This is a genomic window from Flavobacterium piscisymbiosum, from assembly GCF_020905295.1.
Taxonomy (GTDB): domain Bacteria; phylum Bacteroidota; class Bacteroidia; order Flavobacteriales; family Flavobacteriaceae; genus Flavobacterium; species Flavobacterium piscisymbiosum.
This window is the reverse complement of the sequence record NZ_JAJJMM010000001.1, coordinates 5259984-5278174: the sequence shown is the minus strand read 5'-3', so window position 1 is coordinate 5278174 and position 18191 is coordinate 5259984. Positions and strand designations below refer to the sequence as shown.

General features: G+C 32.8%; 17 protein-coding genes, 1 tRNA gene and 1 pseudogene. 14 read left to right on the top strand and 5 right to left on the bottom strand.

Translation table 11 applies throughout. The features are described from left to right. Window positions 1–89: 89 nt before the first annotated feature. Window positions 90–647, top strand: coding sequence for a hypothetical protein (locus LNP81_RS22420; protein ID WP_230039505.1), 558 nt, complete (start codon window positions 90–92; stop codon window positions 645–647). 302 nt (window positions 648–949) lie between these two features. On the opposite strand, the gene LNP81_RS22415 is transcribed toward LNP81_RS22420, so the two are convergent. Further along, entirely contained in the window at window positions 950–3133 is a 2184-nt protein-coding gene (locus tag LNP81_RS22415; RefSeq protein ID WP_230039504.1) for a TonB-dependent receptor, read from the bottom strand. A 583-nt stretch (window positions 3134–3716) separates the two neighbouring features. On the opposite strand from LNP81_RS22415, the gene LNP81_RS22410 reads away from it, so the two are divergent. Then, window positions 3717–3797 (top strand) — tRNA-Tyr (locus LNP81_RS22410). Window positions 3798–4302: 505 nt separating this feature from the next. Then, window positions 4303–4530: a hypothetical protein gene (locus LNP81_RS22405; RefSeq protein WP_230039503.1), complete on the top strand. Its 228-nt coding sequence runs from the start codon at window positions 4303–4305 to the stop codon at window positions 4528–4530. A 280-nt stretch (window positions 4531–4810) separates the two neighbouring features. Here the strand turns inward: LNP81_RS22405 and LNP81_RS22400 are convergent. From LNP81_RS22400 to LNP81_RS22385, 4 genes and pseudogenes are all read right to left on the bottom strand, one after another. Beyond that, window positions 4811–5197 (bottom strand): annotated as a pseudogene (locus tag LNP81_RS22400) (peroxiredoxin family protein); the annotation flags it as partial. A gap of 18 nt (window positions 5198–5215) precedes the next feature. Then, window positions 5216–5977 (bottom strand): DUF4369 domain-containing protein, encoded by a 762-nt coding sequence (locus LNP81_RS22395; RefSeq protein WP_230039502.1) that lies wholly within the window; start codon window positions 5975–5977, stop codon window positions 5216–5218. A 259-nt stretch (window positions 5978–6236) separates the two neighbouring features. Then, on the bottom strand, window positions 6237–6677 hold the full coding sequence (locus LNP81_RS22390; RefSeq protein WP_041515768.1) for a KTSC domain-containing protein: 441 nt from the start codon (window positions 6675–6677) through the stop codon (window positions 6237–6239). Window positions 6678–7299: 622 nt separating this feature from the next. Continuing rightward, window positions 7300–7551, bottom strand: a complete 252-nt coding sequence (locus LNP81_RS22385) for a hypothetical protein (RefSeq protein ID WP_089480432.1) — start codon at window positions 7549–7551, stop codon at window positions 7300–7302. Between the two features lie 87 nt (window positions 7552–7638). Between LNP81_RS22385 and LNP81_RS22380 the strand changes: the two genes are divergently transcribed. The 11 genes from LNP81_RS22380 (at window position 7639) to LNP81_RS22330 (ending at window position 17840) form a co-directional block, all read left to right on the top strand. Then, window positions 7639–8181, top strand: a complete 543-nt coding sequence (locus LNP81_RS22380; RefSeq protein WP_230039501.1) for a hypothetical protein — start codon at window positions 7639–7641, stop codon at window positions 8179–8181. Continuing rightward, a complete protein-coding gene (locus LNP81_RS22375; protein WP_230039500.1) occupies window positions 8181–8327 on the top strand; it encodes a hypothetical protein in 147 nt (48 codons plus the stop codon). Before LNP81_RS22380 ends, LNP81_RS22375 begins: the two co-directional genes overlap by 1 nt. A 92-nt stretch (window positions 8328–8419) precedes the next feature. After that, window positions 8420–8647 (top strand): hypothetical protein, encoded by a 228-nt coding sequence (locus LNP81_RS22370; RefSeq protein WP_230039499.1) that lies wholly within the window; start codon window positions 8420–8422, stop codon window positions 8645–8647. Then, window positions 8637–8990 (top strand): YchJ family protein, encoded by a 354-nt coding sequence (locus tag LNP81_RS22365; RefSeq protein ID WP_230039498.1) that lies wholly within the window; start codon window positions 8637–8639, stop codon window positions 8988–8990. Before LNP81_RS22370 ends, LNP81_RS22365 begins: the two co-directional genes overlap by 11 nt. A 130-nt stretch (window positions 8991–9120) precedes the next feature. Next, window positions 9121–10239 carry a vWA domain-containing protein gene (locus LNP81_RS22360; RefSeq protein ID WP_230039497.1) on the top strand — a complete coding sequence of 373 codons (1119 nt, stop codon included), beginning with the start codon at window positions 9121–9123 and terminating at the stop codon, window positions 10237–10239. Window positions 10240–10397: 158 nt separating this feature from the next. Further along, the gene (locus tag LNP81_RS22355; RefSeq protein ID WP_230039496.1) at window positions 10398–11861 is read left to right on the top strand and encodes an AAA family ATPase; all 1464 of its coding nucleotides are present in this window, start codon (window positions 10398–10400) and stop codon (window positions 11859–11861) included. Between the two features lie 734 nt (window positions 11862–12595). Continuing rightward, window positions 12596–13189, top strand: coding sequence for a 2OG-Fe(II) oxygenase (locus LNP81_RS22350; RefSeq protein WP_230039495.1), 594 nt, complete (start codon window positions 12596–12598; stop codon window positions 13187–13189). A gap of 250 nt (window positions 13190–13439) precedes the next feature. Next, on the top strand, window positions 13440–13880 hold the full coding sequence (locus tag LNP81_RS22345; protein WP_230039494.1) for a MarR family winged helix-turn-helix transcriptional regulator: 441 nt from the start codon (window positions 13440–13442) through the stop codon (window positions 13878–13880). A gap of 1 nt (window position 13881) precedes the next feature. After that, window positions 13882–15201, top strand: a complete 1320-nt coding sequence (locus tag LNP81_RS22340; protein ID WP_230039493.1) for a serine hydrolase — start codon at window positions 13882–13884, stop codon at window positions 15199–15201. A gap of 30 nt (window positions 15202–15231) precedes the next feature. After that, window positions 15232–16086: a DMT family transporter gene (locus LNP81_RS22335; RefSeq protein ID WP_230039492.1), complete on the top strand. Its 855-nt coding sequence runs from the start codon at window positions 15232–15234 to the stop codon at window positions 16084–16086. A gap of 467 nt (window positions 16087–16553) precedes the next feature. Continuing rightward, window positions 16554–17840 (top strand): Glu/Leu/Phe/Val family dehydrogenase, encoded by a 1287-nt coding sequence (locus tag LNP81_RS22330; protein WP_230039491.1) that lies wholly within the window; start codon window positions 16554–16556, stop codon window positions 17838–17840. Window positions 17841–18191: the final 351 nt, after the last annotated feature.

Here is an 18191-nt window from a genome sequence, read left to right as displayed (position 1 = left end):
AAATTATTGGTAGAACATAGTAATGGAAGCTTTTTTTGAATCCTTGAAAACTGAATATTTTGAGGATTAATTTAAATAAATAGTAATAAATGAAATATATTTTAGAATTACAAGAAGGGACTAAAGTGAAATTAATTATACTAATTTTTGTTTTATTTTTTAGCTTTTATTATGTTTTTAAGAATTACAAAACAGCACATTTACAATCTAAAATACTGTCCTTGATAGGCATAGTAGGTTCTATTTGGCTTATGTACTACGAAATTAATAAAAACAATAGTGTTGAGTTGCTAAAGAGAAATTTTGAATTGACAACTGGTACAATTGAAAAGTACTTAGTTCCTAATATAAAAGGAGCAATTCCTTCAGTGGGAAAAGGAGCAGACCATAATTATATAAAATATTCTTATGAGGTAAACGATAAGACAGAAACAAATTCATATGATGAAAATTATTTTATAAAAATACCGGATATAAAACCAAATTTAAATATTCCTTATCTAGTGATTTATGAAAAGACCAATCCTTTAAATAGTTTTATTCTGTTAAATTATCCCATCAATAATGCTGATGATTTGAATCGTTATCAAGAGAAATTTTCACATGGTATACCCGATGATACTTTCAAAAAAGAAACTGCTGAATAATTTATTAATCTGCTTTTAGAAAACGAAGGAGAATATAGATTGTTGCTGATTTGTTAGAGGAAATTGTTGTTGCAATCCAGTAATAAAAAGCTTTTTTAATATTTGAAACTGCTTAAAAGAAAAAACCTGCAAATTCAAAGATTTGCAGGTTTTATTTTTTATAAATTTTACGGAGATTGAATTTAAGTTTTCAATAATTGATTGTTTTTGTGTTGATCATTATAGAAAACCAGCTCTGTAATATTTTAAAAGAGACTTAATTTTTTATGGGATAAAAAATCCGTTCATTATATTGGACAGTATTAAAATGCCTGAGTAAAACTAATAGTCAGGCGAGTACCGTTTTCCTTCACATAGTTCATATTATTAGACTGCCATTGCGAGATTACAGTATAATAGTCTTTATTGAAGAGGTTCTCAACGCCAAAACGTAAAGTGCTTTTTTCTCTGAAAGTATAACTAGAAGAAAGGTTAAAAGCGGTGAAAGATTTAATTGGTCCTGTTCCATAAGTATAAGCCCCATTAACAGGTTCAAATCTGTCTCTTCCTGTTGTACTTGTCATTTGCAAAAATATAGACCACGCTTCAAGTGGTCTGAAAACGGTATAAGCTGCTATTTTAGGCGGATTTATACGATCACCTCCTAAATATACTTTTTTGTCTGCAAGTTCACGTTTTCCTTCAGTAAAGGAATAATTGGCTCCAATATCAACTTTTGGATGAAGACGATACTTTGCTGACAATTCAAAACCATAAATTTTTTCAGGTGAACGTGAAATCTGCGGATTACCATCAATGTAAACATACGAAGCTCCTAATTTTGAAGTACTGTAATAAACAGCGCCTTCATAAGAAAGTTTATCAAAAGATCCTGAGAATCCAAATTCATAATTATTTGCCGTAACCGCTTTTATCGAAGTATTGCTTACTGTATTTTCTTTTGCAGCACGCAGAACCAAACCTAAATCGGCGACGCTAAAACTTTGAGAGAAACTTACAAAAGGTTTAAATAAAGACCATTTTGTATAACGCAGTCCCGCATTAAACATAAGTGCATTAAAATCTAGTGCCCCGCCATTTATTGCAATACCACCGCCAACATAAGTTCCGTTTACATAATTACGAATACCAATTGTGGTATAATCCGGCACATCGATCTTTACATTTTCAAGCCTTAAGCCAGTTTTTAATACTAAGTTTGGTCCAAACATATTTTTAAGCTGAAAATACGGTGCCAGGTTTGTCATACTCATTTCAGGAATTACTACCCTGTCATCAGTAAGATGTGTATCTGTTATGTCTGAAAGTATATCCAATCCATAAGTTAAATTACCTGAAATAAGAGAACTAAACTCATAAGGAGTATTTAAATTCAGGCGAAAACCAAATTTCTTACTCTGTGTAGCAGGCTGTCCATTGTTTTCAAAAAAGTCACTATAATTAATTAGGGTAAGGTAATCCTGAAAATAAAGAGTAGCATTAAGATCTGTTTTTCCAATTAAATTCTTCCCAATATAACTTAAACTGGCATTATGATTATAAGGCGTTCCTTCCGGATCTCCGGGGCGTTGTCCTTTAACTCCCGTAGTTGGAGAATCAAAATTGCCATAAACTCCAGCTTTTGCAATGTAATTTGTATGCTGGGTACTTTCGAAGTAATTATACATGAATTCCAATCGATTATTATCATTAAAGTCGTAACCAATTTTCGCAAAAACGTTCCAGTTTTTAAGATCATTCATTCCGTATTCTGGAGAAAGTACACGGCCTTTAGCATCGCGATAAAGTCCAGTCTCTTCATAACGTCCACTTACAACGTAATCTAATTTCTTTACTTTTCCTGTAAAGAGTTGAGAAACAAAGAAGCCAGCTGTTCCTTTAGGTTTAATAAGAGAGAAAGCTGTTCCCAGCTCTGTTGATCCGCTTATTGCTTTGTCTGTATTCGCTTTTTTAGTAATATAGTTAATCAAACCTCCATCTGCACCATTACCATAAATAGCAGTTGCGCCTTTTATTACTTCTACACGATCTAACACAGTAGGATCAAGAGAGCGCATATCTTTTGCCCCATCTCTTAAAGGTGTAGATTGCGGAATGCCATCAATCATTACCAATACACGACGACCACGCAGAGTCTGTCCTAAATTTTGAGTCCTGTTAGTTGTAAAACCAAGACCCGGCACCGTTGCGCCAAGGATATCACTAAGATTAGAACTTATACTTAATTGCTGTTGTATTTGTTTTGTTGATAATAGAGTAACAGAAGAAGGAACTTCATCTAAAATTTCTGCCTTTCTTGATGCAGAAACGACAATTTCCTGTAATTCATTATCAGCTGATGACTTATCTGTTAAGACGCTATCTTGGCTTTTTGTATTTGCGTTTTTATCTTTTTCGTTATTTTTATTGGTTTTAGAATTCTCTTGTGCAGAAAGTGAACTTATAGTAAAGAACACTAGTAGGAGTAAAATAGAAAAATGCTTCATTATTTATTTAGACTTGATTTAAATAGTACAAATGTAAATATTACAATTTATTTAAGCAATTAAAAACTTTTGTATTTAATACGAATCAGGACAATCATTATTATGTCAAACCATTCGAACTTTCTTTGGAGTTAACTAAAAAAGGAAGAATTTCTCACTGCATTTAGAAATAAGATTTTTTAGGCGCAAGATGTCGGGGGTAAGGACTTAAAAAACTATTGTAATTTAAAGTCGTAATACTATTATTTATTATTATTTCGAAAAATTAATTGTTCGTAGTATCAATCAGTATCTTTTTCTCATAACTTTTATTCTTATTTTATGAGCAAAAGTGACTGCTCTGAAAGTAAAGCCACAGAAATAAAAGCAAAAAAAGCATAAGATTTGATTAAGAATAATCTTATGTTTTAAAATAAGTCAAAAAAATATAGCCATTACGTGTTTTTTATTTTATTCAATTCCAACGAATTAAAAAATAACTTTAAAATAACTTAAAATTAAGTTCATTTTTTGTTTGTAAACATCAAAAACGTTCCTATATTTGCAACCGCTTAGAACAACAAAGCGCACTAACGCTGAGATCGGGGAGATACTCAAGCGGCCAACGAGGGCAGACTGTAAATCTGCTGTGAAAACTTCGCAGGTTCGAATCCTGCTCTCCCCACTAAAAGTCCTAATGAAAATTAGGACTTTTTTTATGGATAAAATTTAATGTTGAAAATCTAAAATCGACCTCCCGAAAATTTATAAAAAAGCAAAATCTAGGATCAATTCTAAGATGGATCAACACGAAAACGGATCAACACGAAAACCTTTGGATATAGAAAAAATTACCACGGAGAACGCAAAGTTTTTTAAATATACTAAGTTTAGAAAAAACACATCCCGAAGCCTCGGGACACAAAGCTTTGTGGACTTTGACTGTGTAAACACTGCTTAAATCTTAGTAAACTTTTGAATCCCGATAGCTATCGGGATTGCGTTCTCTGCGTTAAAAAATAATTAGGGAATATAAAATTTTTAATGTTTCTCCACGACATTCAGTGTTGATACTCTTTTTACAAATCTATAGTTGGTCAATTTTCGTATATCAGGTTAAAGGAACTATCATGGAAACTTTATCGATATTTCATAGAAAAATTTTGCAGACATTGGCCCAAAGATACGGCATGAGCTATAGTATAGAAGAACTGACCAGTCTTCTTAGTTCTATTTTTAATACTTCAACAACATTAACAAGTAATATATCCTCTGAAACAGAAAATCAGGCAAGGGTATTAGAAGCTTTAATGTTTTTGGATGAAATGGGATATGTCTTTCTGAATTCGGATACAGACAAAAGTTTGATAACTATAAAAGGTCTAATTATATTAAACGATAAAGTCTTGTGTAATTAATTCAAATCTAAGATCGGAATTAAGATTTCTAAAGCGCAAAATTTGTAAACTTAAACAATAACGAAGTTTTGCGCCTTTAAGCCTCAGGACGTCGCTTATAAAAGCTAAAAGTAACAAAGCTTAGTTGTGTTACTACGGTAAATTATTTTCTCTCTCCACAGGTTTTGAGAGCGAGCCTAAAATTAGTTTTAATTCTAAATTGATCTTTAATTACGAGATACATCCTAAAACAAAAAAATCTCCACAAGGGAGATTTTTTGTTTTTATTATAATAGTGCTATTATTTAGCTAAAAGCTCTAATATTTTTGCTCTTAATTCAGGACCTCTTAAGTCTTGAGCAACTACTTTTCCTGATGCGTCAAGAATAAAAGTCGCCGGAATAGACTCTACTCCGTATTGTTTAGCAATTGGCTCTTCCCAAAATTTAAGGTTAGAAACATGCGTCCAGGTTAAACCATCTTTTGCGATAGCTTCTGTCCACTTGCTTTTTTCTTTATCTAATGAAACACCAATAATATTCAATCCTTTTGAGTGTAGTTCTTTATAAATTGCTACAACATTAGGATTTTCCTTTCTGCATGGTCCACACCATGAAGCCCAGAAATCTACAATAGTAACTTTACCTAAACTTTCTTTAAGCGAAACTACTTTTCCTTCCGGATTAGGAGCTGAAAAATCTGCTCTTCAGTTAGGGCTGCCAACAGGAGCTGCTGATGCACCAACTGCAGGTAATTTTGCCTGACCTAGTTTTGTTTTAATTTCTTTTCCAGGAGCAGTATTTTTTACAGACTCATCTAAAGCATTGTATAAGCTCTCTGTTTTTTTAATATCAGCGCTTGGGTCAGAAACCATACTTTGAATAATCAAAGCAGAGATGTAAGCTTTTGGGTGAGTTTCAGCGTAAGCTAAATATTTCTTTTTAGAGTTAGCCTGAACTTCAGTTTGAAGCGTCATGTATTGTTTCATCAAACCGTTGATAGTTGCTGTATCCTGAGCTTGTTGAGCTTGTTGCATTTTTTGAGTATTCTTTTTCTGAAAATCAACTAAGCTTTTTTGAGTTTTAGTTAAATCCTCATTAAATTTCACGTACTCATCATTGTTATAAGTTCCAGAAACTTTAGATTTATGAATACTATCTTTATCAATTGTAATAGCAATTTCTCCAGTTTCTAATATAAAAGGAATTGGTCCGTTTGCACCTTGAAGGATTAAAGTATGAAAAGCTGGTTCAGTTACTTTTCCTTTTATTTCGAATTTTCCGTTTTCAACTTTTACTGTATCCAATGATACTGCCATTTTAGTCGTTGGGTCCTGACCTTGTAGAATGATTGTTTTTCCGTTTTCAATACCTGTTGCAGTTCCTGTAATTAGGTATTCTCCGTCTTTAACTTTACTGCATGAAATAATCGCTACAGAAGCGGTTAGTAAAAAAAGTATTTTTTTCATTATAAAAAATTAATTAGTTAATTGATTTGTGCAACAAAAGTATCTAAAAATATAAAACTTAAAGAATTTTGTAACCTAAAATTTTGTTATAGTTTTTTTTAGTGTAATTCTCAGGTAATCAGTGTGTTTGTTGGCTTGATTTGATTCAAAACTCTTAATTATATTATTATTATGAAAATAAATAGATAAATTTTTAATTTTTAAGCATAAAAAAAGCACTCTTATAAGGGAGTGCTTTTGTAAATATTTAAGTATAAATCTATTCTTGATTTGTTTTCTTTCTCCATGTAAAAGAGTTCAAAATGTGTCTTTTTGCGAATCTTCCAGGAGAATCAGCATTTACCATTTTCACGTAAGTTGCTTTAGGAACACTAATGTATTCGTAAACACTTCCGTTAGAAAAATCGATGATCAAACGACCTTCAACAAATTTATAATCAGTAATTGATGAAGTTGCGATAGTCTCTGTGTATTCAGGTAAATTTGCTTTAATCGTCTCAGGATTAATACTTACCAAAAAGTGATAAGCCTCAATAATAGCCTTACTTTTTTCTTCTGCTTCTTTCAAACCTGCGTCATCACCTTGAAATTTATCAGGATGAGATTCTTTCATCGCATTACGATAGATTGTTTTTAAATCTTTTAACTCTGCAGTTTTGTCTACGTTTAGTAACTTGCGGTATTCAACTATTTTTTTCATAAATAAGGTAACTACTTGTCTATTAGTTTGAAATTGAAATTAATTGCTCAAAAGACAAATTTTTTGCAAAGGTACACTTTTTTTTAACTTTTTAGTTTTGAACCAAAAAATATTCGAAAAATATCTAAAATATTGATTCTGAATATCCAGACGAAGGTTTCTTGTTTGTTTAAAAATAATTAGGAGCTATTTCCCGCTATCCGTTTCAAACGAAGTTCACTGAATTCCAATTAAAATAAAAGCAAAGTGAAGTAATCTTTTATGTCCGCGGCGGCGGACACAAAAGGATTTCCACTTCTATCGGGGCTAGGGCTTTAGTTTTCGTGAGATATTTAGTTGCTAAAAGTTTTTTAATCTAAAATTTTTCTATTAATCTAGCTTTGCGACTTTGCGACTTTGCGCGAAATTGTCAATGCTAAGTTTAACAATGCTTAAAATTTAATCTCGCAAAGTCGCAGAGTTTTTTTAGTAAAGAATTTTATATAAAAAAAACACAAAGTTCAAAAAGCTAAATATTCAACCAGCTTTGCGAACTTTGTGTTTCTCAACGTAATGTTATATAAAAATCTTGGCGTTCTTTGCGTTTAAATTCTTATTTCAACCTGAAACGTGAAACAAAACCTTATTTATCCTCAGGTTTCTGATTTGCTTTATGAAAATTCTTCGATTTCTTAGGATACTTATCATAACTAATATCGCTAGGATTTTCGATAACAGATTTTATAGTAATCAATTCACCTAAAGTATGATTAGCATGAGCGATTTTATAATCTAAAAGATATTCGCCACAAAAATAATTATTGTTTTCATCTTTCTCCATGATGCCGGTATAAACCCCTTTTTGCAACATTTTTTCTTGTGAATCTTTAGACATGACTTTTTTATTTTAAAATTAAAGGCACAAAGTTAATCAATTTATGTTTGTTTTAGGGAGTTCTTTACAATCTCAGTATATTTGCACATGCAAAAAAACTTCAAGCCACATCCTAATTCGTTCAAAAATACATTTTGTGTTTTTCATGAAGTACTTTCAACTGAAATTGAAGGATTAAAGAAACAGTTTGAAAGCAAAGCCGGAAGTACCTATTATTATACCGAAGCCGGAATGTATCGCGTTTCGAATCATTGGGGAAGACTTGCCAACAGCAAATGGCGTTTGGTAGCGCGTGAACCGGAAACCGAATCGAAAACAAAAATAGGATTTGCTAATTGGAACGAGTTTTATCCGGACAACGCCGAAGAGAAACTCTATTATATAGAAGCTAATTTTGAAAATAATAGCGTAACCTATCAGCACAAAAAGAATCCGCAGTATGATGGAAAACCGGTTTTAAGAACCAGTTTCGAAACCACAAAAAGAATCAAGCAAATCCGGAATTTGCAGCAACTAACATCATGGGCAAAACATTTTGATTATGATGATATAGATGATTTACGAAAGCAAATTATCACCGAATTGATTTACACCGAGAAAACTTTAGAAGAAATTAAAAGAGAAATATAATGGGACGCAACAACGAAAGGAATATCAAAAAGCATAACGACAAATTGCACAAAGCCCAAAACAAAGTAAAGCAGGCTGAAATTGCACGTAAGGAAAAACTAAAAGAAATTATCAAAAAGTTCAACGAAGACAAAGTGCAGGAATAAAAACGTTTCAAGTTTTCTTTGTTTCAGGTTTCAAGTTATGCTCAGCAACTTGAAACCTGAAACCTGAAACAAAAAATAACAAAATAATAAATATGAAATTCGAAGATTTAAAAGTAAGCGTACAGGAAATTATTGATTTAATTGCTGCAAAAAACAATAGAGAAGCCAATAATAAATTGCTTGAAGTAAACGAAACTTTAGACGAAATGTTAGATCATGCAGAAGAAGATGAAGATCTAAGAGAAATCAGCAGATATCAGGTTTTATTGAATAAACTGCATGTGAAAATTAACGGCGAAGAGCAGGTTGATGGAGAATAAGTGCTTTTGCGATACAGGTTTATTATTTAAAGATTGCTGCGGATTGTATCTCGAAAACAATCAAAAAGCACCAACAGCTTTGGCTTTGATGCGCTCAAGATTTTCGGCGTATGCCACTCATAATGCCGATTATCTTATGGAAACAACATACATTTCTGAACGAAAATATTATTCGAAAGCAGAAATCCTAAAATGGGCAACAAGCAATAAATGGCAGAAACTGGAGATTATAAGTTTTACTGAAAATACAGTAGAATTTAAAGCCTATTTCTTCGATTCAAACCATCAGCCTCAGGTACATTACGAATTTTCAACCTTCAGATTCGAAAATAATGCCTGGTAATACGTTGACGGAAAGTTTGAATAATTAGTAGACTTCTTGCCAATTTGGGCTAATTTTATTGAAATACTTTAACTAAAAATTAATAAACGTTTCTTTTTTCATAATTCTAAAATAGCGTAATTTTAGAATTATGAAAAACGAATTTAAAAAAGGTTTTTATTTTAAAACGTACGAAGCCCCATTTCAGTCTCCGTTTGAAAAACTTTTTGGCATTTTCAAAGAGCTAATCACCCATACTTCGGGGGATTTTGATGAAGCTATAGACTGGCTTCGGGAGTTGGACAAAGAATATAAACTGACCGACGAAAACTACACAATCGATGATTTTATCGAAGATTTAAAAAAGAAAGGTTACATAAAAGACGAGGTCAAAGAAGATGGAACAGGAGGTTTTGGAATCACTGCTAAAACAGAACGCGCCATTCGTCAACAAGCTTTAGATCAAATTTTCGGAAATTTAAAACGTTCCGGAACAGGAAATCACAAAACCAAACATGCCGGAAATGGCGATGAACATACCGGAGAATTCCGCGAATTTAATTTTGGAGATGGTTTAGAACGTATTTCGTTAACCGAAAGTTTACGAAATGCCCAAATCAATAATGGTGTAGAAAGTTTCATGCTAACCGAAAATGATTTGGTTGTCGAAGAAACCCAATACAAAGCCCAAATGAGTACGGTTTTAATGATCGACATCAGTCACAGTATGATTTTATACGGTGAAGACAGAATCACGCCGGCCAAAAAAGTGGCTATGGCTTTGGCCGAATTAATCACAACTCGTTATCCAAAAGATACGCTGGATATTTTGGTTTTTGGTAATGATGCCTGGACAATCCCAATTAAAGATTTGCCTTATTTGCAAGTGGGACCTTATCACACAAATACGGTTGCAGGACTTCAGTTGGCAATGGATATTTTGCGTAGAAAACGAAATACCAACAAGCAAATTTTCATGATTACCGACGGGAAACCAAGTTGCGTGCGCGAACGTGACGGTTCGTATTACATGAACAGTAACGGACTCGACGAATATATTGTAGATAAATGCTACACTCAGGCGCAACAAGCCAGAAAATTACACATACCCATTACAACATTTATGATTGCAAACGACCCGTATTTGCAGCGTTTTGTTAATCATTTTACCGAAGCCAATCAAGGAAAAGCATTTTATACCGGACTAAAAGGTTTGGGTGAAATGATTTTTGAAGATTATGAGACGAATAGGAAGAAGAGAGTTAGGTAGTTTTCAGTCTCAGTTTACAGCTGTCACGCTGAGCGAAGTCGAAGCACTTTTGCACACAAAGCATATCGTAGAGGCGCATAGCAGTGCGTCTCCCGCAAAGAAATGACACAATATTTTGTCATTCAAAAAAATAATAACAAAAACATATTTCAATAAAAATGGAAATAAAAAATATAAACACGTTAGGACAATTAAAAGCCTCAGGATATAAAAGTATAAGTATCAAAGACGAATTGCGAAATAATCTTCGTGAGAAAATCAAATCCGGGAAACCGGTTTTCGAAGGTGTTCATGGTTTCGAAAATACCGTAATTCCAGAATTGGAGCGTGCAATTTTATCTCGTCACAACATCAATTTATTAGGACTTCGAGGTCAGGCAAAAACACGTTTGGCGCGTAAAATGGTCGAATTATTAGACGAATATATTCCGTTTGTAGCAGGTTCTGAAATCAATGACGATCCGTTGAATCCGATTTCTCGTTTTGCAAAAGACTTAATTGACGAAAAAGATGATGAAACTCCAATTTCGTGGTTGCACAGAAACGAACGTTTCTTCGAGAAATTAGCTACTCCAGATGTAACAGTAGCCGATTTAATTGGAGATGTTGACCCTATAAAAGCAGCAAATCTTAAGTTATCTTATGCTGATGATCGTGTAATTCACTTTGGAATGATCCCGAGAGCAAATCGTTGTATTTTTGTAATCAACGAATTACCTGATTTACAAGCCAGAATTCAAGTTGCATTGTTTAATATTTTGCAGGAAGGCGATATCCAGATTAGAGGATTTAAACTGAGAATGCCACTTGATATGCAATTAATCTTTACGGCCAATCCGGAAGATTACACGAATCGAGGAAGTATTGTAACACCACTAAAAGATAGAATTGGATCTCAAATCCTGACGCATTATCCTGAAAGCGTTGCTATTGCGAGAACAATTACTGAACAAGAAGCAAAACTTGACGAAACACAGCATAAATTAGTATATGTGCCAAGTTTAGCCAAAGATATTTTAGAGCAAATAAGTTTTGAAGCTCGTGACAGCGAATACATCGACAATAAAAGCGGTGTAAGTGCGAGAATGAGTATTACTGCTTTCGAGAATTTAATGAGCACGGCAGAACGTCGCGCCTTAAAAGCCGGAGTAGATAAAACGACTTTACGTTTGTCTGATTTCATTGGGATTATTCCTGCAATTACCGGAAAAGTCGAATTGGTTTATGAAGGAGAGCAGGAGGGAGCGGCATTTGTTGCGCACAATTTAATAGGTTCAGCTATCAGAACGTTATTTCCAACACTTTTGCCTAAGATAGAAAAGCTTGAAAAACCAGATGCAAAAACGCCATATTCAGACTTAATTGAATGGTTTTTCGCCGAAAGTGGTTTCGAATTATTAGATGATGCTTCGGATAAGGAATATCAGGCTATTTTGGATGAAGTAGCTCCGTTAGATGCTTTATTGAAGAAATACCAGCCTCAATTGGATAAAAAGGACGAATATTTCTTTAAAGAATTTATTTTATGGGGATTGGTAGAATATAAAAAAATAAGCAAAGATCGCTTTGCACAAGGACATCAGTTTAAAGATATGTACGGAAGTTATATTAGTAAATTATAAGTTATAAATTATTAATTTAAGATTGCGTATTACAAGTCAAACCCGACAGGTTTTAAAACCTGTCGGGTTTTTTATTTTAGTTTTTTTGGCTAATTTTTAAGTTTGTCACCCTGAGCGGAGTCGAAGGGCGCTCCAATTGAAATGGGCTTCGACTTCGCTCAGCCTGACAAAACAATCCGAAAAAAAATGCCATAGTTTTATCGAGAAGTTGACTCACACACATAATTCTATAAAAAACGACGATTTTTATTATAGAGTTTCTAGTGTGATCCTTTCTTCGTCAGGATGACAAGACTGGCTAAAAACAAAGACAAAGACTGAAAACTGAAAACTGAGACTGGATACTACGTCCGTTCGATCGAGAGAGATAAGAGCCTTAAGCTTTTAGAAAATAAAATTATTGCAAATCAAATCCGTTTTTGTCCGCGTTTTTACGAAGTAAATCTGTTTTATCTGCGTCAAAATTAGACGCAGATTTTACTGATTCGCTAAAGCGAAAACGCTGATAAAAACGGATTTTTCTAATTATTATCTTGATTAAGCTGTTAAATTATTTTATAATTTTTCTCTTAACTTAATAACATTGGGATAGGAGCTAGCTAGCGAAGTAGCGTTGCTCGCTCAAAGTATGGTTATCGTTCTCTTTTTTTAATTTATTCAAAAACAGAACCTTTCCATTTTTAATTACTCTACCTTGCTCCGTTGGCTGCATTTGCAGTTTTCCCAAAAACAAAATGGAAAATGGTTTCGAAGATCTGATTGCGAGTTATATTGAAAACAAAGTGGGGATATCAGAACATTTTTTAAGTCCTGAACTAGCGAATCATTTAAAACAAAATTTACTCGACTTAAACGAGAAAAGTTTGTTGATGGCTGCCGGAATCGGGAATTCAGAGAAAGTGTCTTATGACGGTGCAATTAGAAGTGATTCGATTTATTGGCTGGATAAAAAACATAACAATGTGTTTGAAAATGAGTTCTTTGCTCAAATCGATGCCTTTATTATTTATTTGAATGAAAGCTGTTATGCCGGAATTACGGGCTACGAATTTCATTATTCTTTGTACGAAACGGGAGATTTTTACCTGAAACATTTAGATCAGTTTAAGAATAATCCAAGCCGTAAATATTCTATGATCAGTTATCTTAACAGCAATTGGCAGGAAAGCGATGGGGGAGAATTAATGATTCATCAGGAAAATAACAATCAAAAAATAGCACCTACTCAGGGCAAAACAGTTTTCTTTAAAAGCAACGAACTGGTTCATGAAGTTTTGGTGACTCAAAATACAAGAATGAGTATTACAGGCTGGTTGAAAAGTGATTAGTTTTTAGAAGAAAGAAGAAAGAAGAAAGAAGAAAGAAGAAAGAAGAAAGAAGAAAGAAGAAAGAAGAAAGAAGAAAGAAGAAAGAAGAAAGAGAGTTTTATCGCAATCCCGATAGCTATTGGGATTGCGGTAAAATTCTTTGCGGTTAAAATCTCATTTTTAACTTACAGTAAAGATTTTTTTTTACAAAATGACTTTTTATTTTAATTTATATTGATATATCAATTATATTTGCCTCAAATAAAAAGATATGAAACTTGAAAATCCAACCGGAACTGCACTGTATTCAATAGAAAAAGCAATAAAAGAATATCGAAAACTGGCTCAAAAAAATATTAGCAAAGTTGTAAAAGATATTACTGTAGATCAATGTTTAGTATTGATTATTTTAAATGACAACCAGAATATTTCTCAAAATGAACTGGCGAATCTTGTATTCAAAGACAATGCTTCGATTACAAGAATGATCGAACTGATGGTTAAAAATGAATATTTAAACCGAACGATTCATCTGGAAGATCGTCGAAAATTTAACCTTGTAGTCACCAATAAAGGAATAAAAACGCTAGAACTAATACTGCCGGTTATTAAAATTAACAGGCAAACAGCACTTGATGGATTGTCGCTGGAAGAAATAGCATTGCTTGATAAAACACTCAACAAAATAATCGTTAATTGTAAAAATAAATAGCATGAAATTAAGATTGACTCTAATCGCATTGTTGGTATTTACTTTTGGATTTTCACAAAAAGAACTTAGTACTAAATTAGAACAATATATGGATGCACAATTTGGCATTAATGATTTTAGTGGTACTGTATTGGTTTCTAAGAACGATTCTGTACTACTTAAAAAAGCGTATGGTTTTGCTAATTATGAGTGGAAATTAAAAAATACCATAGATTCTAAATTTAGTTTAGCTTCGGTTTCAAAGCAATTTACAGCTGTTGCTATTTTGCAACTGGCAGAAAAAAAGCAACTTTCCTTAGAGGATCCTCTTAGTAAATATTTTACTGGTTTTCCTAAAGGAGACAAAATAACCTTAAAGATGATGTTAAGCCACAATTCTGGTCTGGATATGGATTTTGATGAGTTGTATTTGACTAAAACAGATCTTAATAAAGATTCGGTTTACACGTATCTGGCAAAAAAGCCTTTGTTGTTTGAGCCTGGAACGAGCACGGCTTACAGTAATATTGGCTATTATTTATTGGCACAAATTATAGAGAAGGTATCCGGACAATCGTATGCAGCGTATTTAAAACAAAATGTATTCGATAAAGCAAAAATGTATAATTCAGGAGTTTCGACTAACGATGAAATAGTAGCTAAAATGACTCAGCGCTATTATTTTAACGATAATAAATTAGTAAAAAATCCGTACATCAACTGGAACTTTAATCTGGGACACGACGGTATTTATTCGACTGTTGAAGATTTGAATTTATGGAATAAAACCTTATTTGATAGCCAAACTTTATTGACAGAGGAATCACAAAAGAAAATGTTTACGTCGTATAATGACCATAATTTTGGTTTTGGAGTTGTAATTAATCCGTTTTATAATCAAAATCATGAGTTAATTGCGCATGATGGAGGTTTTTTTGGAGCGATGACTTCGTTTAATAAATACATTGAAGATAAAGTTTTTATTACGGTGTTATCCAACAACCAATCAAAGTCATATTACATTGCTTATGGTCTTGCCGGAATATGTTTTGGGAAGGAAGTAGAAAATCCATACAAACATATTCAAACAGCAATAGACACTAAAGTTTATGATCAGTATATTGGTGATTATGGAGATATTAAAATCTTAAAGAAAGATAACAAGTTGTATTACAATGATTATAGTATCGAATTGCTGCCGGAATCTGCAACCAAATTTTTCCGCTCAGACAATAATAATACTACCGTAGAATTTATTACAAATAAAAAAAGAAAAATTACACAGTTAGAAATAAAAAAGGCTGGAATAAAAGAAATAAAAAATAAAACCAAAGGAGTTTAAGTACTATTTTTGTGCTCAAAATATAATCCTATGTTGTTTCTTGTTTTAAGTATTTTGTGTAGCGTAATTGTTGGTGTAATTTTTAAAATAACCAGAAGATACAATGGCAATCCAACGCAAATTGTGGCTTTTAATTACGTAGTTGCCTTAGGCCTCTGTTACTTTACTTTTAGCCCGAATTTGGCTGAAATAGATTCGAAAGCACCCTGGAATATTTATATTGCAATTGGGGTTTTATTACCTTTTGTTTTTCTGTCTTTAATGGCTTCAATAAAACACATTGGTATTGTAAAAACAGATGCGGCTCAGCGTTTATCATTATTCATACCTATACTGGCAGCGTGGTTTATTTTTAAGGAAGAATTCAATACTTATAAGGTTGTGGGAATTGTAATTGGCTTTCTGGCTCTTTTATTTATTCTAAGAAAACAATCTGCAAACACAGAAAATAAATGGTTTTTCCCGGCTGCAGTTTTATTGGGATTTGGAGTGATTGATATTCTTTTCAAACAAGTAGCACTTTACACGAGTTTGCCTTATCCAACCTCTTTATTTGTTGTTTTTTGTGTTGCTTTAGCGGTAGCGATAGTAATTTCTATTTATGAAATAGGGATTAAAAAAGTAAAATTAGAACCTAAAAACATCCTTTTTGGGGCTTTGGTGGGAATCTTTAATTTCGGAAATATTCTATTTTATTTAAAAGCTCATAAGGCTTTCGCCGAAAATCCTTCGACAGTTTTTGCCGGAATGAATATGGGAGTTATTGTTTTGGGAAGTCTTGTTGGTTTGCTTTTTTTCAAGGAAAAATTATCCAAAATTAATTTCATAGGGATCTTTTTAGCCTTGATTTCGATTGTTTTTATCGTTATTTCTCAATTTAAATAATTTATTTTTCACTCTTAATTTGTTAGTTTACAGCTTCTTTAAGGCTGATTTTAATAATTATTAAAATAAACTCGACTAATTCTATAGAATTTATAAATATAATTTATAGATTTGCAGTAACAATGAAAAACTATAGTCTATATATCATCCCGTTTATGTGCAGCTTCACGATGTGCTGCATGTCAAACGATGCGATGAAATGGCGTTAATAGAGAAATACTTGTTAGTTATTTTTTTTTTTAGCCTTTCATGCACCATGAAAGGCTTTTTTTTAGAACCATTAAAAAATGAATAAAATGAGATCAAATAGAAATACAAATAGTATGATGGAATGTTGTCTGATGAAAATTCCATGTTGTAGTTGTAGTAATTATTAAAATAATAAAAGCTCTTTGTAACTATCAAAAAGACTTTTTTAATGGATCAATTTCTAAACCCAATAAACCCAAATTAAAAAAATATATATCATGAGTACACAATTAATAAAACAGAATCCCTTTCAATCGATGATTGATCGCTTTAATATCGCTGCTGATATCTTAAATCTGGATGAATCTATCAGACAGAAACTGCAACGACCGGAAAAACAAATTGTTGTTAATTTTTCGATTACGTTAGATAACGGAAAAGAGCAAAATTTCGAGGGATATCGTGTTATTCACAATACAGCTTTAGGGCCATCAAAAGGAGGAATTCGATATGATAATGCCGTAAATCTTGACGAAGTAAAAGCGCTTGCTGCCTGGATGACTTGGAAATCTGCTGTAACCGGAATTCCGTTTGGAGGAGCAAAAGGCGGAATTATTTGTGACCCAAGAACGCTTTCTAAAAGTGAATTAGAGAAAATTACAAGAGCTTATACGAAAGCTTTAGCGGATATTTTTGGCCCGGAAAAAGATGTTCCTGCTCCGGACATGGGCACGGGGCCTGACGAAATGGGCTGGCTGATGGATGAGTTTTCATTGGTTCACGGCAAAACAATTCATGCTGTTGTAACCGGAAAACATTTGCATTCAGGAGGATCTTTGGGCAGGGTAGAAGCAACAGGAAGAGGTGTAAGTATTATTACCTTATTGGCGCTTCAAAAACTAAAATTAAGACCTGCGAGATCTACTGTGGCGATTCAGGGTTTTGGTAATGTTGGTTTGCATTCGGCTTTGTTTTTGTTCGAAAAAGGACTAAAAGTAGTCGCTGTTAGTGATGTTTCTGAAGCTTTTTACAATCCTGAAGGACTGAATATTCCGGAATTAATCTTGTATTATAATCTCAATAATAAAAGCATTAAAGGATATCCAAATTCAGTAGCCATAAAGCATGAAGATCTATTATTGCTGGATGTAGATGTGTTGATTCCGGCTGCTAAAGAAGATGTTATCACGCAAAAAAATGCCAATGAAATTCGCGCTAAAATTATTGTAGAAGGAGCAAACGGACCAGTTTCGTCTGATGCGGATCAAATATTACATCATAATAATGTATTGGTAGTTCCGGACATTTTAGCGAATGCCGGCGGAGTTACTGTTTCTTATTTCGAATGGCTTCAGAATTCGCTTTTAGAATCCTGGAGAATCCACCAGATTAATACACGCTTAGAAGATATTTTAGAAAAAGGTTTTGAAACTGTTTTTAGAATCGCTGCCAAACATAACGTAACGCCTCGTATTGCTGCTTATATTATTGCGTTGCAAAAAGTAGCCGATACACAATCTGTAAAAGAAGTTGCTTTGGCTGAGCCAAAATTTAAGCAGAACTAAAAAGTAGGTTTTAGAATATAAAGACTGTTTTCATTGATTACTATTATTTTCAAAAGAGAAAGTATTAATCGATGAAAATATCTTTGTTTTAAGTTTATAGTAATGCGCGCTGTATGACGTGAAAAATTATTAAACAGATAGAAACATAGATTTTATGTGAAATAAAGGAAACAAAAAGAAATACATTTCTTTCGCATAGTCCCGATAGCTATCGGGATGTGCATTTAGATAAGTGAAACGTCCTTTTTTTTGAGCAAACAAAAGCTATGTTTCTATGTGTTAAAAATAATTGTCCCAGTGTTTATAGTAAAATGTATTTGAGTTTTTTTAAATCAAAAAAGGAATTTTTAA